Source organism: Corynebacterium breve, assembly GCF_030252165.1.
In the GTDB taxonomy this organism is placed as follows: Bacteria; Actinomycetota; Actinomycetes; order Mycobacteriales; family Mycobacteriaceae; genus Corynebacterium; species Corynebacterium breve.
Map to the genome: position 1 here is coordinate 952,674 of NZ_CP126969.1, position 17,117 is coordinate 969,790.

Annotated in this window: 15 protein-coding genes, 3 tRNA genes, 2 pseudogenes and 1 other annotated feature; of the genes and pseudogenes, 13 read left to right on the forward strand and 7 right to left on the reverse strand. The window is 57.8% G+C overall.

Translation table 11 applies throughout. From position 1 onward, the window contains the following. Nucleotides 1-76 precede the first annotated feature (76 nt). The 4 genes from QP027_RS04680 (at nucleotide 77) to QP027_RS04695 (ending at nucleotide 4,810) form a co-directional block, all read left to right on the forward strand. Entirely contained in the window at nucleotides 77-1,510 is a 1,434-nt protein-coding gene (locus QP027_RS04680) for a cell wall-binding repeat-containing protein (RefSeq protein WP_284826929.1), read from the forward strand. 64 nt (nucleotides 1,511-1,574) lie between these two features. After that, on the forward strand, nucleotides 1,575-3,425 hold the full coding sequence (locus tag QP027_RS04685) for a DUF294 nucleotidyltransferase-like domain-containing protein (RefSeq protein ID WP_284826398.1): 1,851 nt from the start codon (nucleotides 1,575-1,577) through the stop codon (nucleotides 3,423-3,425). A gap of 1 nt (nucleotide 3,426) precedes the next feature. Continuing rightward, nucleotides 3,427-3,996 carry an exonuclease domain-containing protein gene (locus tag QP027_RS04690; protein WP_284826400.1) on the forward strand — a complete coding sequence of 190 codons (570 nt, stop codon included), beginning with the start codon at nucleotides 3,427-3,429 and terminating at the stop codon, nucleotides 3,994-3,996. A 22-nt stretch (nucleotides 3,997-4,018) separates the two neighbouring features. Next, entirely contained in the window at nucleotides 4,019-4,810 is a 792-nt protein-coding gene (locus QP027_RS04695) for a fumarylacetoacetate hydrolase family protein (RefSeq protein WP_284826401.1), read from the forward strand. Nucleotides 4,811-4,828: 18 nt separating this feature from the next. Here the strand turns inward: QP027_RS04695 and QP027_RS04700 are convergent, their stop codons facing one another. Beyond that, on the reverse strand, nucleotides 4,829-5,944 hold the full coding sequence (locus QP027_RS04700; RefSeq protein WP_284826403.1) for an isochorismate synthase: 1,116 nt from the start codon (nucleotides 5,942-5,944) through the stop codon (nucleotides 4,829-4,831). A 139-nt stretch (nucleotides 5,945-6,083) separates the two neighbouring features. Here QP027_RS04700 and gltX point away from each other — a divergent pair, with 139 nt between their 5' ends. From gltX to QP027_RS04720, 4 genes are all read left to right on the forward strand, one after another. Next, nucleotides 6,084-7,574, forward strand: coding sequence for a glutamate--tRNA ligase (gene gltX / locus QP027_RS04705; protein ID WP_284826405.1), 1,491 nt, complete (start codon nucleotides 6,084-6,086; stop codon nucleotides 7,572-7,574). 115 nt (nucleotides 7,575-7,689) lie between these two features. Beyond that, nucleotides 7,690-7,761 (forward strand) — tRNA-Gln (locus QP027_RS04710). Between the two features lie 25 nt (nucleotides 7,762-7,786). Then, nucleotides 7,787-7,862: transfer RNA gene (locus tag QP027_RS04715), tRNA-Glu, on the forward strand. Between the two features lie 283 nt (nucleotides 7,863-8,145). Continuing rightward, a complete protein-coding gene (locus QP027_RS04720; protein WP_349293181.1) occupies nucleotides 8,146-8,691 on the forward strand; it encodes a cupin domain-containing protein in 546 nt (181 codons plus the stop codon). A gap of 67 nt (nucleotides 8,692-8,758) precedes the next feature. On the opposite strand, the gene QP027_RS04725 is transcribed toward QP027_RS04720, so the two are convergent. Then, complete coding sequence (locus tag QP027_RS04725; RefSeq protein ID WP_284826407.1) at nucleotides 8,759-9,847, reverse strand: alpha/beta fold hydrolase; 1,089 nt, start codon at nucleotides 9,845-9,847, stop codon at nucleotides 8,759-8,761. Between the two features lie 758 nt (nucleotides 9,848-10,605). Between QP027_RS04725 and QP027_RS04730 the strand changes: the two genes are divergently transcribed. Next, on the forward strand, nucleotides 10,606-11,847 hold the full coding sequence (locus QP027_RS04730; protein WP_284826408.1) for a glycosyltransferase: 1,242 nt from the start codon (nucleotides 10,606-10,608) through the stop codon (nucleotides 11,845-11,847). On the opposite strand, the gene QP027_RS04735 is transcribed toward QP027_RS04730, so the two are convergent. Further along, the gene (locus tag QP027_RS04735; protein ID WP_284826410.1) at nucleotides 11,820-12,233 is read right to left on the reverse strand and encodes a hypothetical protein; all 414 of its coding nucleotides are present in this window, start codon (nucleotides 12,231-12,233) and stop codon (nucleotides 11,820-11,822) included. The two genes, QP027_RS04730 and QP027_RS04735, sit on opposite strands and share 28 nt — an antisense overlap. Before the next feature lie 129 nt (nucleotides 12,234-12,362). Here QP027_RS04735 and QP027_RS04740 point away from each other — a divergent pair. The 3 genes from QP027_RS04740 to QP027_RS04750 all read left to right on the forward strand — a co-directional run bounded on the left by QP027_RS04740 (nucleotide 12,363) and on the right by QP027_RS04750 (nucleotide 13,084). Next, a tRNA-Glu gene (locus QP027_RS04740) sits at nucleotides 12,363-12,438 on the forward strand. A gap of 232 nt (nucleotides 12,439-12,670) precedes the next feature. Continuing rightward, nucleotides 12,671-12,808: a hypothetical protein gene (locus QP027_RS04745; RefSeq protein ID WP_284826411.1), complete on the forward strand. Its 138-nt coding sequence runs from the start codon at nucleotides 12,671-12,673 to the stop codon at nucleotides 12,806-12,808. An 87-nt stretch (nucleotides 12,809-12,895) separates the two neighbouring features. Continuing rightward, the gene (locus QP027_RS04750; RefSeq protein WP_284826413.1) at nucleotides 12,896-13,084 is read left to right on the forward strand and encodes a hypothetical protein; all 189 of its coding nucleotides are present in this window, start codon (nucleotides 12,896-12,898) and stop codon (nucleotides 13,082-13,084) included. Nucleotides 13,085-13,162: 78 nt separating this feature from the next. Here QP027_RS04750 and QP027_RS12340 read toward each other — a convergent pair. Further along, nucleotides 13,163-13,891 (reverse strand): annotated as a pseudogene (locus tag QP027_RS12340) (recombinase family protein); the annotation flags it as partial. 71 nt (nucleotides 13,892-13,962) lie between these two features. On the opposite strand from QP027_RS12340, the pseudogene QP027_RS04765 reads away from it, so the two are divergent. Next, nucleotides 13,963-15,227 (forward strand): annotated as a pseudogene (locus QP027_RS04765) (IS3 family transposase). Then, nucleotides 14,253-14,384 (forward strand) — a sequence feature (AL1L pseudoknot). It overlaps the preceding pseudogene by 132 nt. Nucleotides 15,228-15,894: 667 nt before the next feature. Here the strand turns inward: QP027_RS04765 and QP027_RS04770 are convergent. The 3 genes from QP027_RS04770 to QP027_RS04780 are packed head-to-tail and all read right to left on the reverse strand — an operon-like array spanning nucleotide 15,895 to nucleotide 17,067. Next, on the reverse strand, nucleotides 15,895-16,269 hold the full coding sequence (locus QP027_RS04770) for a hypothetical protein (RefSeq protein WP_284826419.1): 375 nt from the start codon (nucleotides 16,267-16,269) through the stop codon (nucleotides 15,895-15,897). Further along, on the reverse strand, nucleotides 16,266-16,529 hold the full coding sequence (locus QP027_RS04775; RefSeq protein ID WP_284826421.1) for a hypothetical protein: 264 nt from the start codon (nucleotides 16,527-16,529) through the stop codon (nucleotides 16,266-16,268). The genes QP027_RS04770 and QP027_RS04775 overlap by 4 nt, the downstream gene beginning before the upstream one ends. Continuing rightward, entirely contained in the window at nucleotides 16,516-17,067 is a 552-nt protein-coding gene (locus QP027_RS04780) for a hypothetical protein (protein ID WP_284826422.1), read from the reverse strand. The genes QP027_RS04775 and QP027_RS04780 overlap by 14 nt, the downstream gene beginning before the upstream one ends. Nucleotides 17,068-17,117 lie beyond the last annotated feature (50 nt).

Here is a 17,117-nt window from a genome sequence, read left to right on the forward strand (position 1 = left end):
TCCCTCTGCTGAAAGGACTTCCGTGCGACGCTCAAAACTTCTCGTCACATCGGCCGTAGCCACACTCGTATTGACCATGACCGCATGTGGCGAAGCAGGGCCACGCACAGACCAGCCCGCCGCAAACGGTGCCTCCGAGGCTGAACTCCCAGCCCTTGAAACTGACGGTCCCGAGGTCATCGCCGACGCAAACGGCACAGGAATTGAAGTCTCGCAGTTGCTTTTCGACGAATCCGACGCCGTTGTCATTGCATCGGAATCCGAGGAAGACCAACGTCGCGGTGCAACCCTTGCGGTGGAACTCGGTGCTCCGCTGTTGACCCGGGTCGCCGGTGCAGAAGCCTTGGTGGACAAAGAAGTCGAACGCCTCGGTGCAAAGGACATCCACGAGGTGCCCAGCGACGATCAGAAAGTGACAGAGACTGAACCCGTCGTCGACAAGCAAGACAGTCTTGCGGCAGCGGTCGCGGAGCTGGAGCCAGGAGAGGAAGCCACGCTGCAGCTGCCACCATTTTTCGCTACCAACGAGACCTCGCTGGCGGCGGTAGCAACGGCGCGTGCTGCGGGCGCTGAGATTCAGGTGCTTGATGTTGCCGATCCACGACTGACCTCAGAGTCAATGCAGACCGTGGCGGAGCAGGACACTTTAGCGCTTGGTGAGCAGTTCGGTAGTTCGGAGGAATTTGCTGATCGCGTGGAGTTGGCAAGCAATGGGGAATTGCCAGGTGGTGGGGGGCTGGTCTTCCCTGGGCGTCGCATGGTGGCGCTTTATGGGCACCCGTCAGGCGGGGCGTTAGGAATGCTGGGCGAGCAGTCGCCGGAGGATTCCGTGGCGCGTCTGCAAGGCTTCATCGATGAGTACCAGCCGCTTGAAGACCAACCGGTGCTGCCGGCATTCGAGATTATCGCGACTGTGGCCAGTGAGTTTCCCGGTGATGATGGTGACTTTTCCAACGAAGCCACCATCGAAGAATTGTTACCATTAGTCGATGCAATCACCGAGGCTGGCGGGTATGCATTCTTGGATCTCCAGCCTGGCCGGGCGAACTTTCTGGATCAGGCGAAACGCTACGAGGAGCTGCTGAAGCGCCCGAACGTTGGCCTCGCTTTGGATCCCGAGTGGAACATCGGGCCCAATGAAATGCCGATGCAACGAGTGGGGTCAGCAGAAGCGCACGAGATCAACGAGGTAGCCGACTGGCTGGCGCAACTCACCAGGGACAACAACCTGCCGCAAAAGGGTTTGATTTTGCACCAGTTCCAGCTGCAGATGCTGCGCGATCGTGAGCAAATCAACACCGATCACCCCGAGTTGGCATTCATTTTGCATGCGGACGGCCACGGAGTGGAAAAGGACAAATTTGCCACGTGGGATGTCATGCGCAAGGATCTCAGCCCTGACTACTTCATGGCGTGGAAGAACTTCGAAGACGAGGATCTGCCGATGTTTACACCGCAGGAGACCTACGAGAAGGTAGACCCGCGTCCGTGGTTCGTTTCCTACCAATAGGAGAGTTGCACGTCATATCCCAGAAAGTCTGTTGTGTGGGACACAGTTGCGCTACTGTGTCCTCATGACTGTTGAACTCGACGAGGTCCGCTCATTCCTCGCCGAACATGAGCCCTTTGCCCACCTCCCCGACGCCACCCTCGACGCGCTGCCAGCAAAGCTTAAGATGACATACGTTCGTCGCGGCGAAGAACTCCTACGCATGGGTGAAGTCAACGACACGCTTTACATCATCCGCTCCGGTGCCGTGGACGTTGTCGCAGAGGGCGACATGCTGATCGACCGCCGCGAGACCGGTCGTAACTTCGGCTACTCCACGCTGGTGGGAGAGCCTGAATCCTCGTACCGCATGGTGGCGGTGGAGGATTCTCTTCTTCTGTGCATGCCGCGCGCGGTCTTCACCGAGCTGGTCGCCGAAAATCCCGACATCGCGCGGTTTTTCTCTACGCAGTCACAACGCGTGCGTTCCGCGGCGAAGGAACTTTCCGACGACACGTCGGCGGATGCGCTGCGGACCCGTGTTGAGGAGCTCGTCGACAAGCGTCATGTTGCTCAACTCGGCCCCGAAGCAACGATCCGCGAGGCCGCCCAGAAAATGACAGAGGACCGCTCAACGGTGCTACTGATCGTCGATGCGGGGCTCAAGGGCATCGTGACGGACACCGACATGCGCAAGCGAGTCGTTGCTGCCGGCACGGATACTTCGGCGCCGGTAACAGACATCATGACGCCGGAGCCGCGCACCATCGCACCAGACATGCTGGCCTTCGAGGCGATGCTTGCCATGAGTGAACTAGGTATCCACCACCTGCCGGTGATGGAGGGCGAGCGCGTGGTGGGAGTGCTCAACAGCAGTGACATCTTGGCCCAGCTGCAAAGTGACCCGATCTACCTCACCGCCGATCTCGCTCATAGCTCCGCTGAAGAGCTTGAAGGAGCTTATCGACGAGCCGCCGAGGTTGCAGTCCGATTCCTCGACCGTGGGGCATCTGCCTCGGAAGCTGCGAAGCTGTTGAGCTCTGTGGCGGACACGATCGCAGCGCGCTTGTTTGTCCTTGCAGAAGAGAAGTATGGCCCAGCACCAGTGCCATACGCGTTTGTCGCGGTGGGCTCCCAGGCGCGTCGCGAGATGGGGCCTGCTTCCGACCAAGACAACGCGCTGGTACTTGCCGATTCCTTCGACCCAGCGCAACACGATGAGTACTTCGCGCAGATCACAGAGTTCGTGTGCCAAGGACTACACCGCGCTGGTCAGGTGCTGTGTCCTGGGGACATGATGGCATCGAACCCGGAATGGCGCATGACGGTGTCGCAGTGGCACAGCACCTTTCACAATTGGATCACCGCTCCGGAAGCTGAGGCACTGCTTAACGCGCAGATCTTCTTCGATTTCCGCCTGATTTACGGTGAGCAGTCGCTGGCCGATGTGGTGCATGAGCAGGCCGTGATGCACGCTAAGGGCTCACGGCGTTTGCACGCGCACCTCGCGGCGCTGGCTGCGCGGCGAGAGCCTCCGATTGGGTTCTTCCGCGGGTTCGTTGTCGAGCGCTCCGGTGACTACGCGGACACCCTAGACATCAAGAAGGGAGGCACCGCGGCTGTCGTGCAAATGGCGCGGTTGTATGCGATCTCGGCAGGAGTTCCTGAAGTGGATACTCGCTCGCGCATTCAAGCTAGCGCTGGGAAGAGCATTTCGATCAAGGGAGCGGAGGATCTGCTCGACGCCTTTGACTATTTGCAAAACATTGCGGTCAGGCAACAAGCACAGCAGATGCGTCGCGGGGAAGAGCCGAATTACCACATCGACCCGAAGGCACTGCCGTCGATGGAACGCGACAGCCTGCGTGACGCATTCGGCGTGATCAAGGGCTTGCAGAGCGCATTGGCATCGAAGTACCCAGTCAGGACGATCTAGGATGTTCGGGCTGTTTGGCGGGGCTCGTCGTGAAGTATCTGAGGGCCAGCTCCTTGCGATCGACGTGGAGACCACGGGGCTTTCGCCGAAGAAGGACCAACTGGTGTCGGTGGGCTATGTGCCGGTCAACGGGCGTGAAATTGACTTGTCGGGTGCGGGTTACTTTGTGTTGGCGGGGGCAACCGTAGGTAATTCGGCCACCGTGCACGGCGTGACCGACGACATTGTGGCGAAAGAGGGAGTTGAACCTGCTCTCGTCCTCGATGCAGTAGTAGAAGCTCTCGAAGGCAGGAAGCTGCTTGCACACTTTGCCCAGATCGAGACCGGGTTTTTGGACCATCTACACAAGACGGTTCGAGGGTCGGGCTGGAAATTCCGGGAGCATGAGATCGCCGACACGATGACGATGGAGCGCCGTCACATGGAGCGGATGGGCACCTACCCGCGCGGTGAAGATCTGCGGTTGGCGCGAGTGCGTCGTCGCTACGGCTTGCCCAACTACGGGAACCATAATGCGCTGACTGATGCGATTGCGTGTGCTGAAGTGTACCTAGCACTGACAGCCGAATAATCAGTGATGTAGGCTTCATCACATGCGCTTTGGACGAATTGCAACACCGGAAGGCATGACCTTCGCGGTAATCGACGACGAGGGAACCACCGCGAAGCAGATCGCGGGAACTCCTTTTACTGAACCTGAATACACCGGCAAGGAATGGCCACTCGAAGACGTGCGACTCTTGGCGCCGATGCTGCCAAGCAAGGTTGTAGCGATTGGTCGTAACTACGCCGACCACGTAGCCGAGGTGTTCAAGCAGTCTGCTGAGCACCTGCCACCGACTCTGTTTCTTAAGCCACCAACATCTGTCATCGGACCTGGCGCTGCGATCAAGATCCCAGAGTTTGCCACCAAGGTCGAGTTCGAAGGCGAGCTGGCGCTGGTCGTCGGCCAACCTTGCAAGAACGTCAAGGCTGAGGACTGGAAATCCGTTATTCGCGGCGTGACCATCGTCAACGACGTGTCTTCCCGTGACCTGCAGTTTGCCGACGGTCAGTGGGCGCGCGCGAAGGGTATCGACACCTTCTGCCCGCTCGGCCCATGGATTGAGACCGACCTGGACAAGTTCGAGCTGGACAACCTGCCAATCAAGGCACACCTGACCCACGAGGGCACGACCGAGACCAAGCAGGACTCCAACTCCAACCAGATGATCATGAAGTTCGGCGAGATCATCGAGTTCATCACCGCATCCATGACACTGCTCCCAGGCGACGTCATCTGCACCGGCTCCCCGGCGGGCACCGAGGCAATGGCACCGGGCGACTTCATCGAGGTGGAAATCCCGGGTATTGGCAAGCTGGGCAACCCAGTCGAGCGTGCCTAAAAACTAGAGCATCTGAGACTACAGGCCGAGCGCGCGCATGATTGTGCGCAGCTTGGCCGTTGTTTCTTCCAGCTCGCTTTCGGGGTCGGAATCAGCAACCAGGCCGCCGCCGGCCCACGCGCGCGCCATGGTTCCAGCTCCATCGACTTCGGCACAGCGGATCGCGACCATGTATTCGCCGTCGCCGGAGGAATCACACCAGCCGACAGTGCCCGCGTAGAAGCAGCGATCGGATTCGGCGGTGACGATGAGCGCCTCGGCAGCATCAGTCGGCGTGCCGCAGACAGCCGGGGTGGGGTAGAGCATCGCCGCAAGCTCCAGCGCGTTCGGCGCAGGGTCTTTGAGCACGCCCTCAATCGGGGTGGCCAGGTGCCACATCTCGTTGGTCTTATCTAGGATCGGCTGGTCAGAGATGCTTAACGACGAACACAGCGGCGCCAAGATCTGGCGAATGTGTTCGACCACATACGCGTGTTCCTCGTGGTCCTTTGCTGAGGAGGCGAGTGCTTGGCCGGCCGCCTCGTCAGCGGCCTTATCGTAAAAATTACGCGGTGCAGAACCAGCGAGCGGGTAGGAAGTGACCTTGTTTCCTTGGCGGCGCACCAGCACCTCGGGGCTGGAACCGACCAGCATGTGGCCTAGTTTTCCGGCAGGAGTGAGGTCCGCAATGAAACCGTCGCGGGTATAGGAAAGATCGATCAGACGAGCTGCGACCAGGCGCGGATCGACAGGCGGGTCGAACTCGATGTCCACCGCCCGCGCAAGTACAACCTTGTCCAAGACGGAGCTCCGGATAGTTTCCACTGCGGCTTCCACACGGCGCAGGTGCTCAGAAGGCTCCGGATCAAAGCCCCACACTTTGGCGTTGAGCTTTGAGCCTTCCCCGATGCGGTAGTACGGGTGAGGCTCCAGGGCGGAAGGTTCGCGGATAATGTTGTGCGGAACGGTCAAAGCTGCTGCTGCGTCGCGGTCGAAGGGGAGAGCGCCCACGACCATGTCTACGTCGCCCGTGTCCAGAGCCTCAACAGCCTGCCACACATCAAGAAATGACCCTAGCGAGCCTTGGGTGCGCACGGAGCCGTGCGCGCGCGACAGAAGGAAGTCGGGCGCGGTTGACGGTCTGTTGGCACACATGGAAGCCGATTCTAGCCCTACGGATTTCCGCGTTATCAATACGGGGCACGTTCGTGTGGCCCGCAGGATAGTGACTAGCTTCGGTTGGTCGCCGTAGCATCGCTCGCTTATCGACGACCCGTCCTGTCCAAGTTGTAACATGGCGTACATGACTGATGTACGCGTACGATTCTGCCCATCGCCTACCGGCACGCCGCACGTAGGTATGGTGCGCACGGCACTGTTCAATTGGGCTTACGCCCGCCACACCAACGGCAAGCTCATCTTCCGAATCGAAGATACCGATGCTGCCCGTGACTCCGAAGAGTCCTACGCGGCGATCGTCGAATCGCTGCGCTGGCTCGGCATGGACTGGGACGAAGGCGTGGAGACTGGTGGTCCACACGAGCCGTACCGCCAGTCGCAGCGCATGGACATCTACGCAGACATCCTGCAGAAGCTGATCGACGCAGGCGAGGTGTACCCGGCGTACTCCACCAACGAAGAGGTTGTGGAGCGACACAAGGCAGCAGGGCGTGACCCGCAGCTTGGCTACGACAACTTCGACCGTGACCTCACCGACGAGCAGATTGCTGCGTTCGAGGCCGAGGGGCGCAAGCCAGTGTGGCGCCTGCGCATGCCGAACAAGGTGTGGAAGTGGACCGACCTGGTCCGTGGCGAGATGGAGTTCAAGCCAGAAACCCAGCCGGATTATGTTGTCGCGCGCTCTAACGGTGCGCCACTGTACACGCTGGTCAATCCAGTCGACGACGCGCTGATGCAGGTGACCCACGTCTTGCGCGGAGAGGATCTGTTGTCTTCGACCCCGCGCCAGCTCGCGCTGTACGAAGCGCTTCAGCGCATCGGTGTCACCGACTTCACTCCGGAGTTCGGCCACCTGCCATTCGTGCTCGGCCAGGGCAACAAGAAGCTGTCCAAGCGTGACCCAGAGTCCAACCTATTCAACCACCGCGACAACGGCATCATCCCGGAGGGCATGCTCAACTACCTGGCGCTTTTGGGCTGGTCACTGTCGTCAGATCAAGACATCTTTACTGTCGACGAGTTCACCGCTGCCTTCGACGTCGCCGATGTCCTGGGTAACCCAGCGCGCTTTGACCAGAAGAAGCTAGAGGCGATCAACGCTGACCACATCCGCATGCTGGAACCAGAGGACTTTAAGAACCGGCTGCGTGCATACCTCACTGAATACACTGACTTCCCGCAGGACTACCCGGAGGAGAAGTTTGCGGTGGCAGCTGATCTGGTGCAGACGCGCATCAAGACGCTGTCGGATGCCTACGGCCTGCTCAAGTTCTTGGTCACTGCCGACGAAGACATCGTCCTCGACGAGAAGGCTGCGAAGAAGAACCTCAAAGAAGCTGCCATTCAGCCGCTCGAGGCGGGCATCGCCGCACTGGAGGGGATCGGGGAGTGGACCACTGAAGCGATCGAGGCTGCGCTATCCAAGGCGCTCATCGAAGAGCTGGAGCTTAAGCCACGCGTTGCTTACGGCGCTTTGCGCGTAGGTATCTCCGGTGAGGCGATCTCGCCGCCACTGTTCGAGTCGATGGAGCTGCTGGGACGCGAATCCACCCTTGCTCGCCTTCGCGCGACTCGTGAGCAGACTCCTTATGTAGCTCAAGCATAAAATGAATTACAGCGAGGTCATTTGGGCGGTGTGACCAGCCGATTTGGCCTCGTATGGGTTCTCTGGTTATAGTTATCAACGTTGTTCAGAGCAGCTCGGCTGCTAAGAAAAACAATGGCCTATGGTGTAATTGGCAACACTACGGTTTCTGGTACCGTCATTCTAGGTTCGAGTCCTGGTAGGCCAGCAGCAGAGAAATCTGCAAGTTCTATGCCCCGTTCGTCTAGCGGCCTAGGACGCCGCCCTCTCACGGCGGTAACACGGGTTCAAATCCCGTACGGGGTACCAAGCAAGGCAGTCAGCGAGTTTCGCTGGCTGCCTTTTTGCGTTCCGATTTTGACTTATGGAGTTTTGGGGCCTCAGGGAAATACCCATTTAGGGGGGGGGCTTCCTGCATGGCTCCTATTTCCCCAGGTAGTTCCCCTATCGCTGGAAGCGGGGTCAGCACATCGGGATGAACGCGTTTTCCTATTGGGCTTATAGCTTCTCGATACAAATGTGAAGAAGTATTAGGGGTCGGCCGGTATCGTTCGAGTTGTACACAGTATGTCTATACAAGAGGAGTCTAATAGTGAAGAAGAGTATCCGGAGAATTGCTGCCTCCGCCGTCGCGGCATCTGTCTTGTTCGGTTCTTTCGTCCCAGCTGCCCAGGCACAGTCCTCGGCGGGCTTCCTTGAGTCGCTCATTGGGTCGGAGATGTCGTCGACAAGCGAGCCAGCTCGAGTGGATGGTCCATTCACCACCAATATTGAAGATGCAACGCTGGAGAATGAGAACTTCCGTACCGAACTGTGGACTGGTGAGTTCCTGCAGGTCACTTTGATGGAGATCCCTGTCGGTGGCGATATTGGTCTGGAACTCCACGATGACACCGACCAGTTCATTCGCCTGGAGCAGGGCAACGCTCGCGTAGAGATGGGCCCTACTAAGGATGAGGTCACTTTTACTAAGGACATCGCCGCTGAGGACGTAGTGCTCGTGCCTCGCGGGGAATGGCACAACGTAATCAATACCGGTGAAGTGCCACTGAAGATTTACACAATCTATGCGCCTCCACATCACCCAAAGGGCACCGTTCACGAGACTCAGGCGGATGCGCTCGCTGACGAGCACTAGTTCCCAGAGCAAGTCCTACAATGACCACGTCTTTTGGCGTGGTCATTGGTAATTCCACGATTGATTGCTATGTAGCGCGGAAGTTCTCAAAGTCCAGCACGTAAGCAGTGGCCTCGGGCGACGGAAAGTGCGAGCTATTGTCGACGATTTCAAAGTGGAGATTGGAGTTGCTGGTGTCGTCGATTAGCTTTGCTACCTCTGCAGTGGAGGTCACTAGGTCTTTGTCGCCTTGGACGATGTAGTAGGGGACTTGAACCTCCTTGAGCTGTGGGCGAATGTCAACGCGCAGCAGTTCTTCGAGTGGCTCATGCTTTCCGGTGTAGCTGTTTTTGAATAGTGCTGTGAAGTCGCCAATTGAGTAGTCGGGGCTGATGAGCGAGCCCAGGATGGGGTCAAGGAAGTCGGTAAGTCTGGAGCCTTCGGCGTAGAAGCCCTCGGTACGTTTCATCAGCATCGGGGAGATAATCTCCACGTCCCTGGCGGTGTACGTCTCCTTTGCTTTGACGGATTCCAATTGCATCCGCTCCTTCTTCGACAGCTCGGCAGCGTCGAGGGCGCGGAGTGTCTCGTCGTTAATAAAGAGCTGGTGGGTGATCTGGCCGTAGACGACGACCTCGTCGATAAGCTCTGGTTTTTCGGTGGCCACGTTGGCGGCCAGGACCGAGCCCCATGACATGCCAAAGACGGTGAGTCGGTTTTCGGGGAAGTCTTTTTTCAGCTCGACGATGAGATCTACAGCCATCTGGGAGATGGTGTCCAAGTTGATGTCGTCTAGATTGCCAGGATCGTTTACTCCCGAGCCGTACTGGTCCCAAGTGACCAGGATGTTGGCTTCGGCCACCTCTGGCAGCATTCCGCGACTGCCAACGTTGTAGGGGAGCGGGGAGCCGGGTCCGCCGTGGAAGTAGACAACCAACGGAGCAGAGGAGTCGGCGCCGTCAAGCATGACCTTTTGGGGGATGCCGCCCAAGGTGTACTCGCGAATCTCAGAGATCGAATGGGATTGGATCACCTTGTTTCGGCTGTGGTTGATTACGGCGAGCTTCCCGCCTGCAAAAGCCACGACGACGACCACGGGGAAGAGGATGATGAGGGCGATGATTTTCCACGCGCCCAATCGGCGTCGCGGGCTCAACGGTTTAGATTGTGGCGTCATGATGGCGAACCCTGCTTAGTGGGCTTATCGCTGGTTGCGAGGTGGAAATACTCAATTAGTATCTGCTTCAAGTGTACGTCGGCTGGTGCCGGGGCGCCGGGGATCGCGAGGAAAACTCTAGTTCCCGCGCAGTTAACCTGGTGTTCACCCCAGACCGGTTGATCCGATATCTGTGTTGTCAACGGTGTTCATGTGACTCGGGGTTATAACCAGTGAATGATTCGTCGTTAAGCTATTTTTCGTGCCTTGTGCACCATAGACTCAGAAGTACGAAATCGAAGCCACTCGCAAAACTAGTAAGGAACGCGGGATGAGCAGAGAATTCGTGAAGACTGAACCGTAACGCAGAAGGGAGAATGGATGGCAGTAAATGGCACCGATCATTTCAGCCAGACTGATCTGCCGGTGCGCTTCGGATCAATCGCGGCATAGCCAGAATCTAGGACTTCCCAATCGCCAGTGATGCGAGAAGCCAAGGAGCTACACCCGAAACGTCTCGACCAGCATCAGTTGCCGAAATCCTCAGGGACCTGATTGCTTTGTATTGAAGCCTCGCGCGTCAACCAAATAATAAAAGCGGACGTAGCTACGAGTAAGCACCAACTCGGGCTAGAGAGACTTCCGCACGATGACCAGCAGCTCAATAGAACGTAATCAACCCTAGGTTGGTTCAGAAGGGCCACCCCTCGCACTTCCGGTGAGGGGCGGTCCTTTCGCTACTGGTGCGCAAACTTGGACCAGAGATTAGATTCATAGCAATGACGCAACGGCTTAAAGTCGCTCACTTTGTTGATAATTACGGCCCAGGCTCGAACGGGTTGATGTTCGCGGTACAACAGCTCGAAGGGGATTTACTAGCCCGCGGGCACCAAGTGGTAGTTGTGGCTCCTGCGGCCAAAGGTCCGAATCCGCACCAGGGACATCCAGAGCGCACCGAGATTCGCATGCCCTCGGTGTGGGTGCCACGGATGCCCACACGTGTGGCATCCGGAAGGCACTTCAAACGCACCATCAAGCGTGTAGCAAAGCTTGAACCCAACGTGATCCACGTGCATGGGCTTGGCCCGCTCGGCGTATTGGGTTTATGGGTCGCGCTGCGATTAGACATCCCGCTTCTGGTCACCTGGCACACCGACTTCGATGCGTATGCGCGGCACTATCCAAGGACGATCCCGTTTCTCAAGGGCGTTGTGGAGATCTTTGCCCGGCTTAACCGGTCAGAGATTTTCGATGCAGAGTCCCGAAAGACCGACCGCCTTGAGCTGGGGGAGAACTCCTCGCTGCTCGGACTGATGCGGAGAATGCTGACTGAGGCAGATCTTGTCACCGCGCCATCGCCCAAGACAGTCAAACGGGCGCTCATGCTCGCACCGGATGCCAAGGTGCTGTGCGTGCCCAATGGGGTCGATCCGCTGCCTGTTAGCGAGCCTCCCATCGAACGTGGCCACGGCCCGCTCATCATGTACGCAGGCCGCATCGCTCCGGAAAAGGGACTGACTCTCTTGTGCGACGCGTTCGAGCTGGTCGCCGAGGCGATTCCCGACGCGCAGCTGATGATTGTCGGGGACTGGACTCGCTATAAGAAGATCCGCAAACGCCTCGAGGAACTCCGAGCCGGCCATAACGTGTTACTGCCCGGGGAGCAGCCGCGCGAGTCGCTGGGCGCGTTCTACGGCATGGCAGACATCTTCGCGTTTCCGTCTACTACTGACACCCAGGCGCTGGTGCTCCACGAAGCAGCGCTGGCAGGATTGCCGATTGTCACCGCTGATCCCGAGCTTGATCTAGTTATCGACCCCGGTGTTAACGGACTAATCGCCAACGATGGCCCCGTAGCATTTGCCGCCGCTTTGCTTCGGGTGATCAACCAGCTTGACGACGACACCTGGCGCACACGTGCCGCCGCGCGCTCCATCGAGCTGGCCAGTCAGTGGTCAGTGGAATCGCAGGCAGAAGAAATAATCAGGCTCTATCAGGGGTTGGCCGCGGGGCGGGAGTAGGTAGGCTCCAGCGCCCCGAGGAAGATGGCGACGAAGACCAATTGCAATAGTCCTATGCCTCCCCATAATGCGTGCGCCCAGTTGAAGCTGTTAAGCACGAGGCACTCACCGAAGACCCAACACATCATGACGAACCCCGCAACGAGGTGGGCGAGCGCGCGCCACTGTGGTTTGACTCGCTCAATGATGATGGCGGCCCATTGCGGACCGCCGACGATTACGCCGAGGAGGAATCCCGCTAGGATCTGCTGGCCCGCAAACGGTGTGGGGTCAAGCGTGGAATCGTAAATATGCGGGACAAACCACAACGTCACCCACCCAATGACAGTTGAGATCGCCTGAAACCAAGCGAGAACGGTGAGCGTGATCTTCGCCGATTGCTTCATGGTTCAAGTGTAGATCGTGCAGCGGTCCGGGTGCTGATGAAAGTGCGTGAAAAGGGGTGGATGAGCAGGTGATTTGTGAAACACGCCGTGCGTCATCTACTGTTAGCAAGTCGCAAACGCGAGCATCATGCCCCGTTCGTCTAGCGGCCTAGGACGTCGCCCTCTCACGGCGGTAACACGGGTTCAAATCCCGTACGGGGTACCACTTCGTGGTTACACACACCACGTGCAAAATTAAATGAGGCAGTCAGTGGAGTTTCACTGGCTGCCTCGTTTGTTTTTGTAGAAACGGGGGAGATCGGGGTTAGTTCTGTCGCTGGTGCGGCTTCCGGGAAAGGTTCGTCAGGGTGTGGCTCGATGGCGAGGTTGTGTTTGAGCTCGCAGTTGTCGGCGTAGATAGTGTTGGTGGAGCGGAAGGTTAGAATCCACTCGTTGGCGTGACCGTGCATGTGGTGGCCGTTCTGGTCGTGATGGACGTAGATCTTGTTGAAGAAGAGGTTGTTGAGCAGTTTCTTTTGGTGAGGCTCGGCTCGTTTGTAGAGGCCGTGGCAGCTAGCTCCGAGCTTGACCGCTAGGTCAATAAGGTCGGTGTGTTCTGCGTAGGTTTCTTCAGTTCGCTGGAGCGAGGCACTGACCACTTCTAGTTCTACCTCGAGGGCTTTTTGCTCCTTGGCCATGGCTTTAGGGGAGATGGCTTCGGCGTAGAACAGCTCAAACAACTTGGCTTGACGGTCCTCGATCTGCCGTTTCTTAGCCTGGAGCATGGTCTTTTCTTCGATCTGGTCCTGGTGGAAGGTCTTGATCTCCTGCTTGACATGTCTGGAAAGGTCATCGATCAGGGACTGCGGTAGTTCGATCCGCCGGTACAGCTCTTGGACTGAGTCCTCGCAATATTCCAGGGGAACAGCGGACATGTCGCAGTTGGTGCGCTTGGACAGTCTGCCGTTGCAGACGAAGTATTCGTATTGTCTGCCACTGCGGGAGGTGGGTTTTTGTAAGATCAGGCGTTGGCCGCAGTGTCCGCACCAGAGGGTCGCTTTGAGGTAGTGGTCGTGTTTGACGTGCCGTTCGCCCGTGCGTCTGGATTTGAGCAATGTTTGTACTCGGTTGAAGGTCTCTTGGTTGACCAGTGGTTGGTGGTTGCCGGGATATTCCACGCCTTTGTAGGTGACGATGCCGAGGTAGTACTTGTTGGTCAGGAAGCGTTGGACGTGGTTGCCCCACAGTGGTTTAGCGGGCTTGGCCTTGGTTGGTACGGACAGTAGGCCTCGCGCGGTTAAAGCGTGGGCCAGGTTGAGTACCGAGATGTCTCCTTTGGCATAGCGCTTGAACGCCCACTGGATGTGGGGTGCTCGCTCGAGGTCTATCTCTACGGTTCGGACTTCGGACCCGTTGACGGTTTGACGAATGTTGAGATACCCAATGGGGGCTCGGCCTGGTGTGCCACCGAGGCGGGCCTTCTCGTCCGTGCCTTTGGTTACCTCGTTGGCCAGGTTGTTGGAGTAGAACTCGGCGATGGAACTCATGATGCCGTGCATCAGCATGCCACCAGGTGTCTGGTCGATGTTTTCCGAGGTGGAGACTAGCCGAATGCCATACTCTTTGAACTTGTTGGTGATGGCTACATCGTCGGCCCGGTTGCGGGCCAGGCGGTCCAATTTGTGGACGATAATGAGGCGGCCTGGGTTGGTCGGAGACTAGGTTTTACCCTAGGAGGACGATCAGCATCATGGCACGGCCCAGCAAGTACGACACCGCCACCCAACAACGCGCGGTACGCATGTACTTCGAACGTCTCGAAGACGGCGACATCTCCAAAGCAGCCGCCCGCCGAGAAATCGGCGAACTACTCGGCGTAAAGGAATCCACCCTGCGCAACTGGATCCGAAAACAGGAAAAGCAGGAACAAGCACCCCAGCCCGGCTCCCTGTCCTACGAGCAGCTCCAGGCTGCCTACGAGGAGCAGGCCAAGGAAGTCGCCAAACTGCGACGAGCCAATGACATCCTCAAGACGGCGTCAGCTTTTTTCGCCCAGGCGGAGCTCGACCGCAAACTTCGGTAGTCGTGGATTTCATCCGCACCTACCGGAACCGCTTCGGGGTCTGGCCAATCTGCGAAACCTTGACTGCCCACGGCATCGCGATTGCCCCGAGCACCTTCTAGGCGCACCAGTCCCGCGGCTTCGTCCCCACCGGAGCCGAACTCGACGAAGCGTACGCCGCCCACCGCATCTACCGACTGTGGGAGGAAAACCGCAAGGTCTATGGCCGGCGCAAGCTCTGGAAAGCAGCCTTCCGTGACGGCATGCTTATTGGTCGTGACCAGGTGGAACGGCTGATGAAGATCACCGGCCTCCGCGGTGTGTCCCGCGGGATGCACCGCAAGAAGACGACCGTGGCCAATCCTGCGCACCGCCGGCACCCGGACCGAATAGGCCGTCGGTGGAGGTATCCGTCGCATCCGGATCAGTGGTGGATCGCGGACTTCACCTACGCCTGGACCAGGGAGGGATTCTGCTACGTCGCCTTCATCGTCGACGCCTACTCGCGGCAGGTCCTCGGCTGGGTCGTCACCACGGTGATGGACACCAGGATGGTGCTCATGGCCCTGGAACACGCGTTGTTCAGTCGCAGACGCACCCGCATGGATTTCACCGCCACCGGCATCGTCCATTACTCGGACGCCGGGGCGCAATACACCTCGCTGGCGTTCACCGACGCGCTGGCAGACGCCGGACTCCAGGGCTCGATCGGCTCGGTCGGTGATGCTCTGGACAACGCGATGATGGAGTCGACGATCGGGCTGTACAAGACTGAGCTCATCGACGTCGATCCCGCACGCACATGGAGGGATGCCCGGGAGGTCGAAACGGAAACGGCCTCGTGGGTCTACTGGTACAATCACCAGCGTCTGCACTCGTCGATCGGTGACGTTCCCCCGATCGAATACGAGCAGGACTACGAGGAATTCAACACCACCCGAAAAGCCCAGTAAGGCTTTTACCCGTAGTCTCCGAAAAACTCAGGCCGATTCAGAATGGGGTCAGATTGATTCCGGTATAAGCAGAGCACTCGACGGTGACGCCAGCGGTCTTGAGCGAAGCCTGGAACTCGTCTCAATCCTTGTTACTGATTGTGGCCCTGAGAATGCCTACCCCGAGGGAATCAACTAGATTTCCTAGCCGACGCGGTGCTGCACTTTGATAGTGCGGCACCGCTTCTTTTCGGGCAGGTGGGATTGGGTGTTTGTGACGATGGTGTCAGTTCAAACGAACGATCGCGGCTCGCACGGGGCCATGAACCACCGAGTCCAAGGATGACACCATGGCCACCGCCACTGCCCTGCGAGTAGGGGACGTTCTGCCCGCGCTGAAAACCATGAAGTACCTCTTTAAACCGTAAAGGTGCCGAGGCTACCGCGCCCATGCCAATGAGACTCCCGAGCTAGGCATTTGTATTTCAAGCCCCCACACTGTGAAGCGTAGGGGCTTGTCTGCGTACCTGCCATACGCGAACCCAAGGTCGGGCCGTCCGCCGTCCATCTGGTAGAGCCTTTATGGCGAGGTGCCTGAGCGTTCCGATAGTGAAGGATCTGCATCTAGGTTCGCCGACATGGCTGGCACATTGCCAGTAGTCGGCTCGCGCCGGAACGCTGGTAGTACTTAGGTTGCTGCGTGAGCCTCGCTTTGCTTAAGCCATTCCTGGTAGCTCGGAACGACTACAAAACCTACAAACATGCAGGCCGGAAAAATTAGCATTGACAAAGAGAGTTTATTGAGCAGGACGACTGCAACAAAGATGACCGTGAAAGACACTATGGATACGCGATTTAGCTCCACGGGGGAGCGCTTACGCCTAAACATAGCCACGATGACGGTGGCAACAATAGCCACCAAGATCAACAGCAGACTGTTGATAACAAGCTGAGTCGTGTTTGTGTTGATACTTTCGACAAGTTGGTTAGCCGCATTCGTTGCTGTGGATAGTGCGTAGAAGACGGACAAGCCGAAAGTGAAAGCATATCTATTATTAATCATGCACACCCATTGGTATATTCATCTGGAGTAACACCGATAACACCCGATCCTGCTCCAATATAGCCGACTTTCAACTGGGCGCCCTTATTGCCGGCTACCGCCCGCGTCGCTGTTTCGGTGACGTGGATTGAGTTCTTCACCCACCATGCCGCGATGGCAGGGCCGAACGGTGCCGGAACCGCTAGCCAAAAAGGACCAACTGCAGCTGCGGCAGCGCCGCCGGCAGCCAATTTGCGGGTCTCTTCCTTACTGAAATACACATGTCCTGAAACAACCCCCCCATGTCCAGCGTGGGTCGACTGTGATCGGATAGACGGCTGATTCGTCCTTCTCCACATACTGAGTTAGTGTTTTTCCATCGGTAGTGAACCATGTGTTCACAGCGTTCCCGTTGGCATCTTTAGCCCACGGATCGGAAATGCGGATAGTGATCTGTCCATCCTGCTCTACGAAGAAGAATCCATCGCGCTCAACGATGATCGCCCCGTCGGGAAGACCGAGGTCAAAAGTTCTAATGTGAGAAGACTCTGGGGAGTCGATAGTGAACACTGTCTGTTGTCCGCCTGCCACAGGGATTGTTTCAGCGTTACCTTGATCATCGTCAGGCGTAACACTTGGGGCGTGATTGCCACTTGCATCTGTATCTAGTGAGGAGATGTCGGCAGGTGAGGTGATGACTGTTCCGTTTGCCTGTTGGGACACCACGGGGGTGTCTGCAGACGCGTCAGGAATTATAGTGGCGAAAGCCACCGCGGTGGCAAGTAATGGTGTGAGGAACTTTCGGCTCTTCTGAATCATAGAATTACTCCGTATGTGAGGGAACTATGACAAGGCTCAGAGTATTCTGC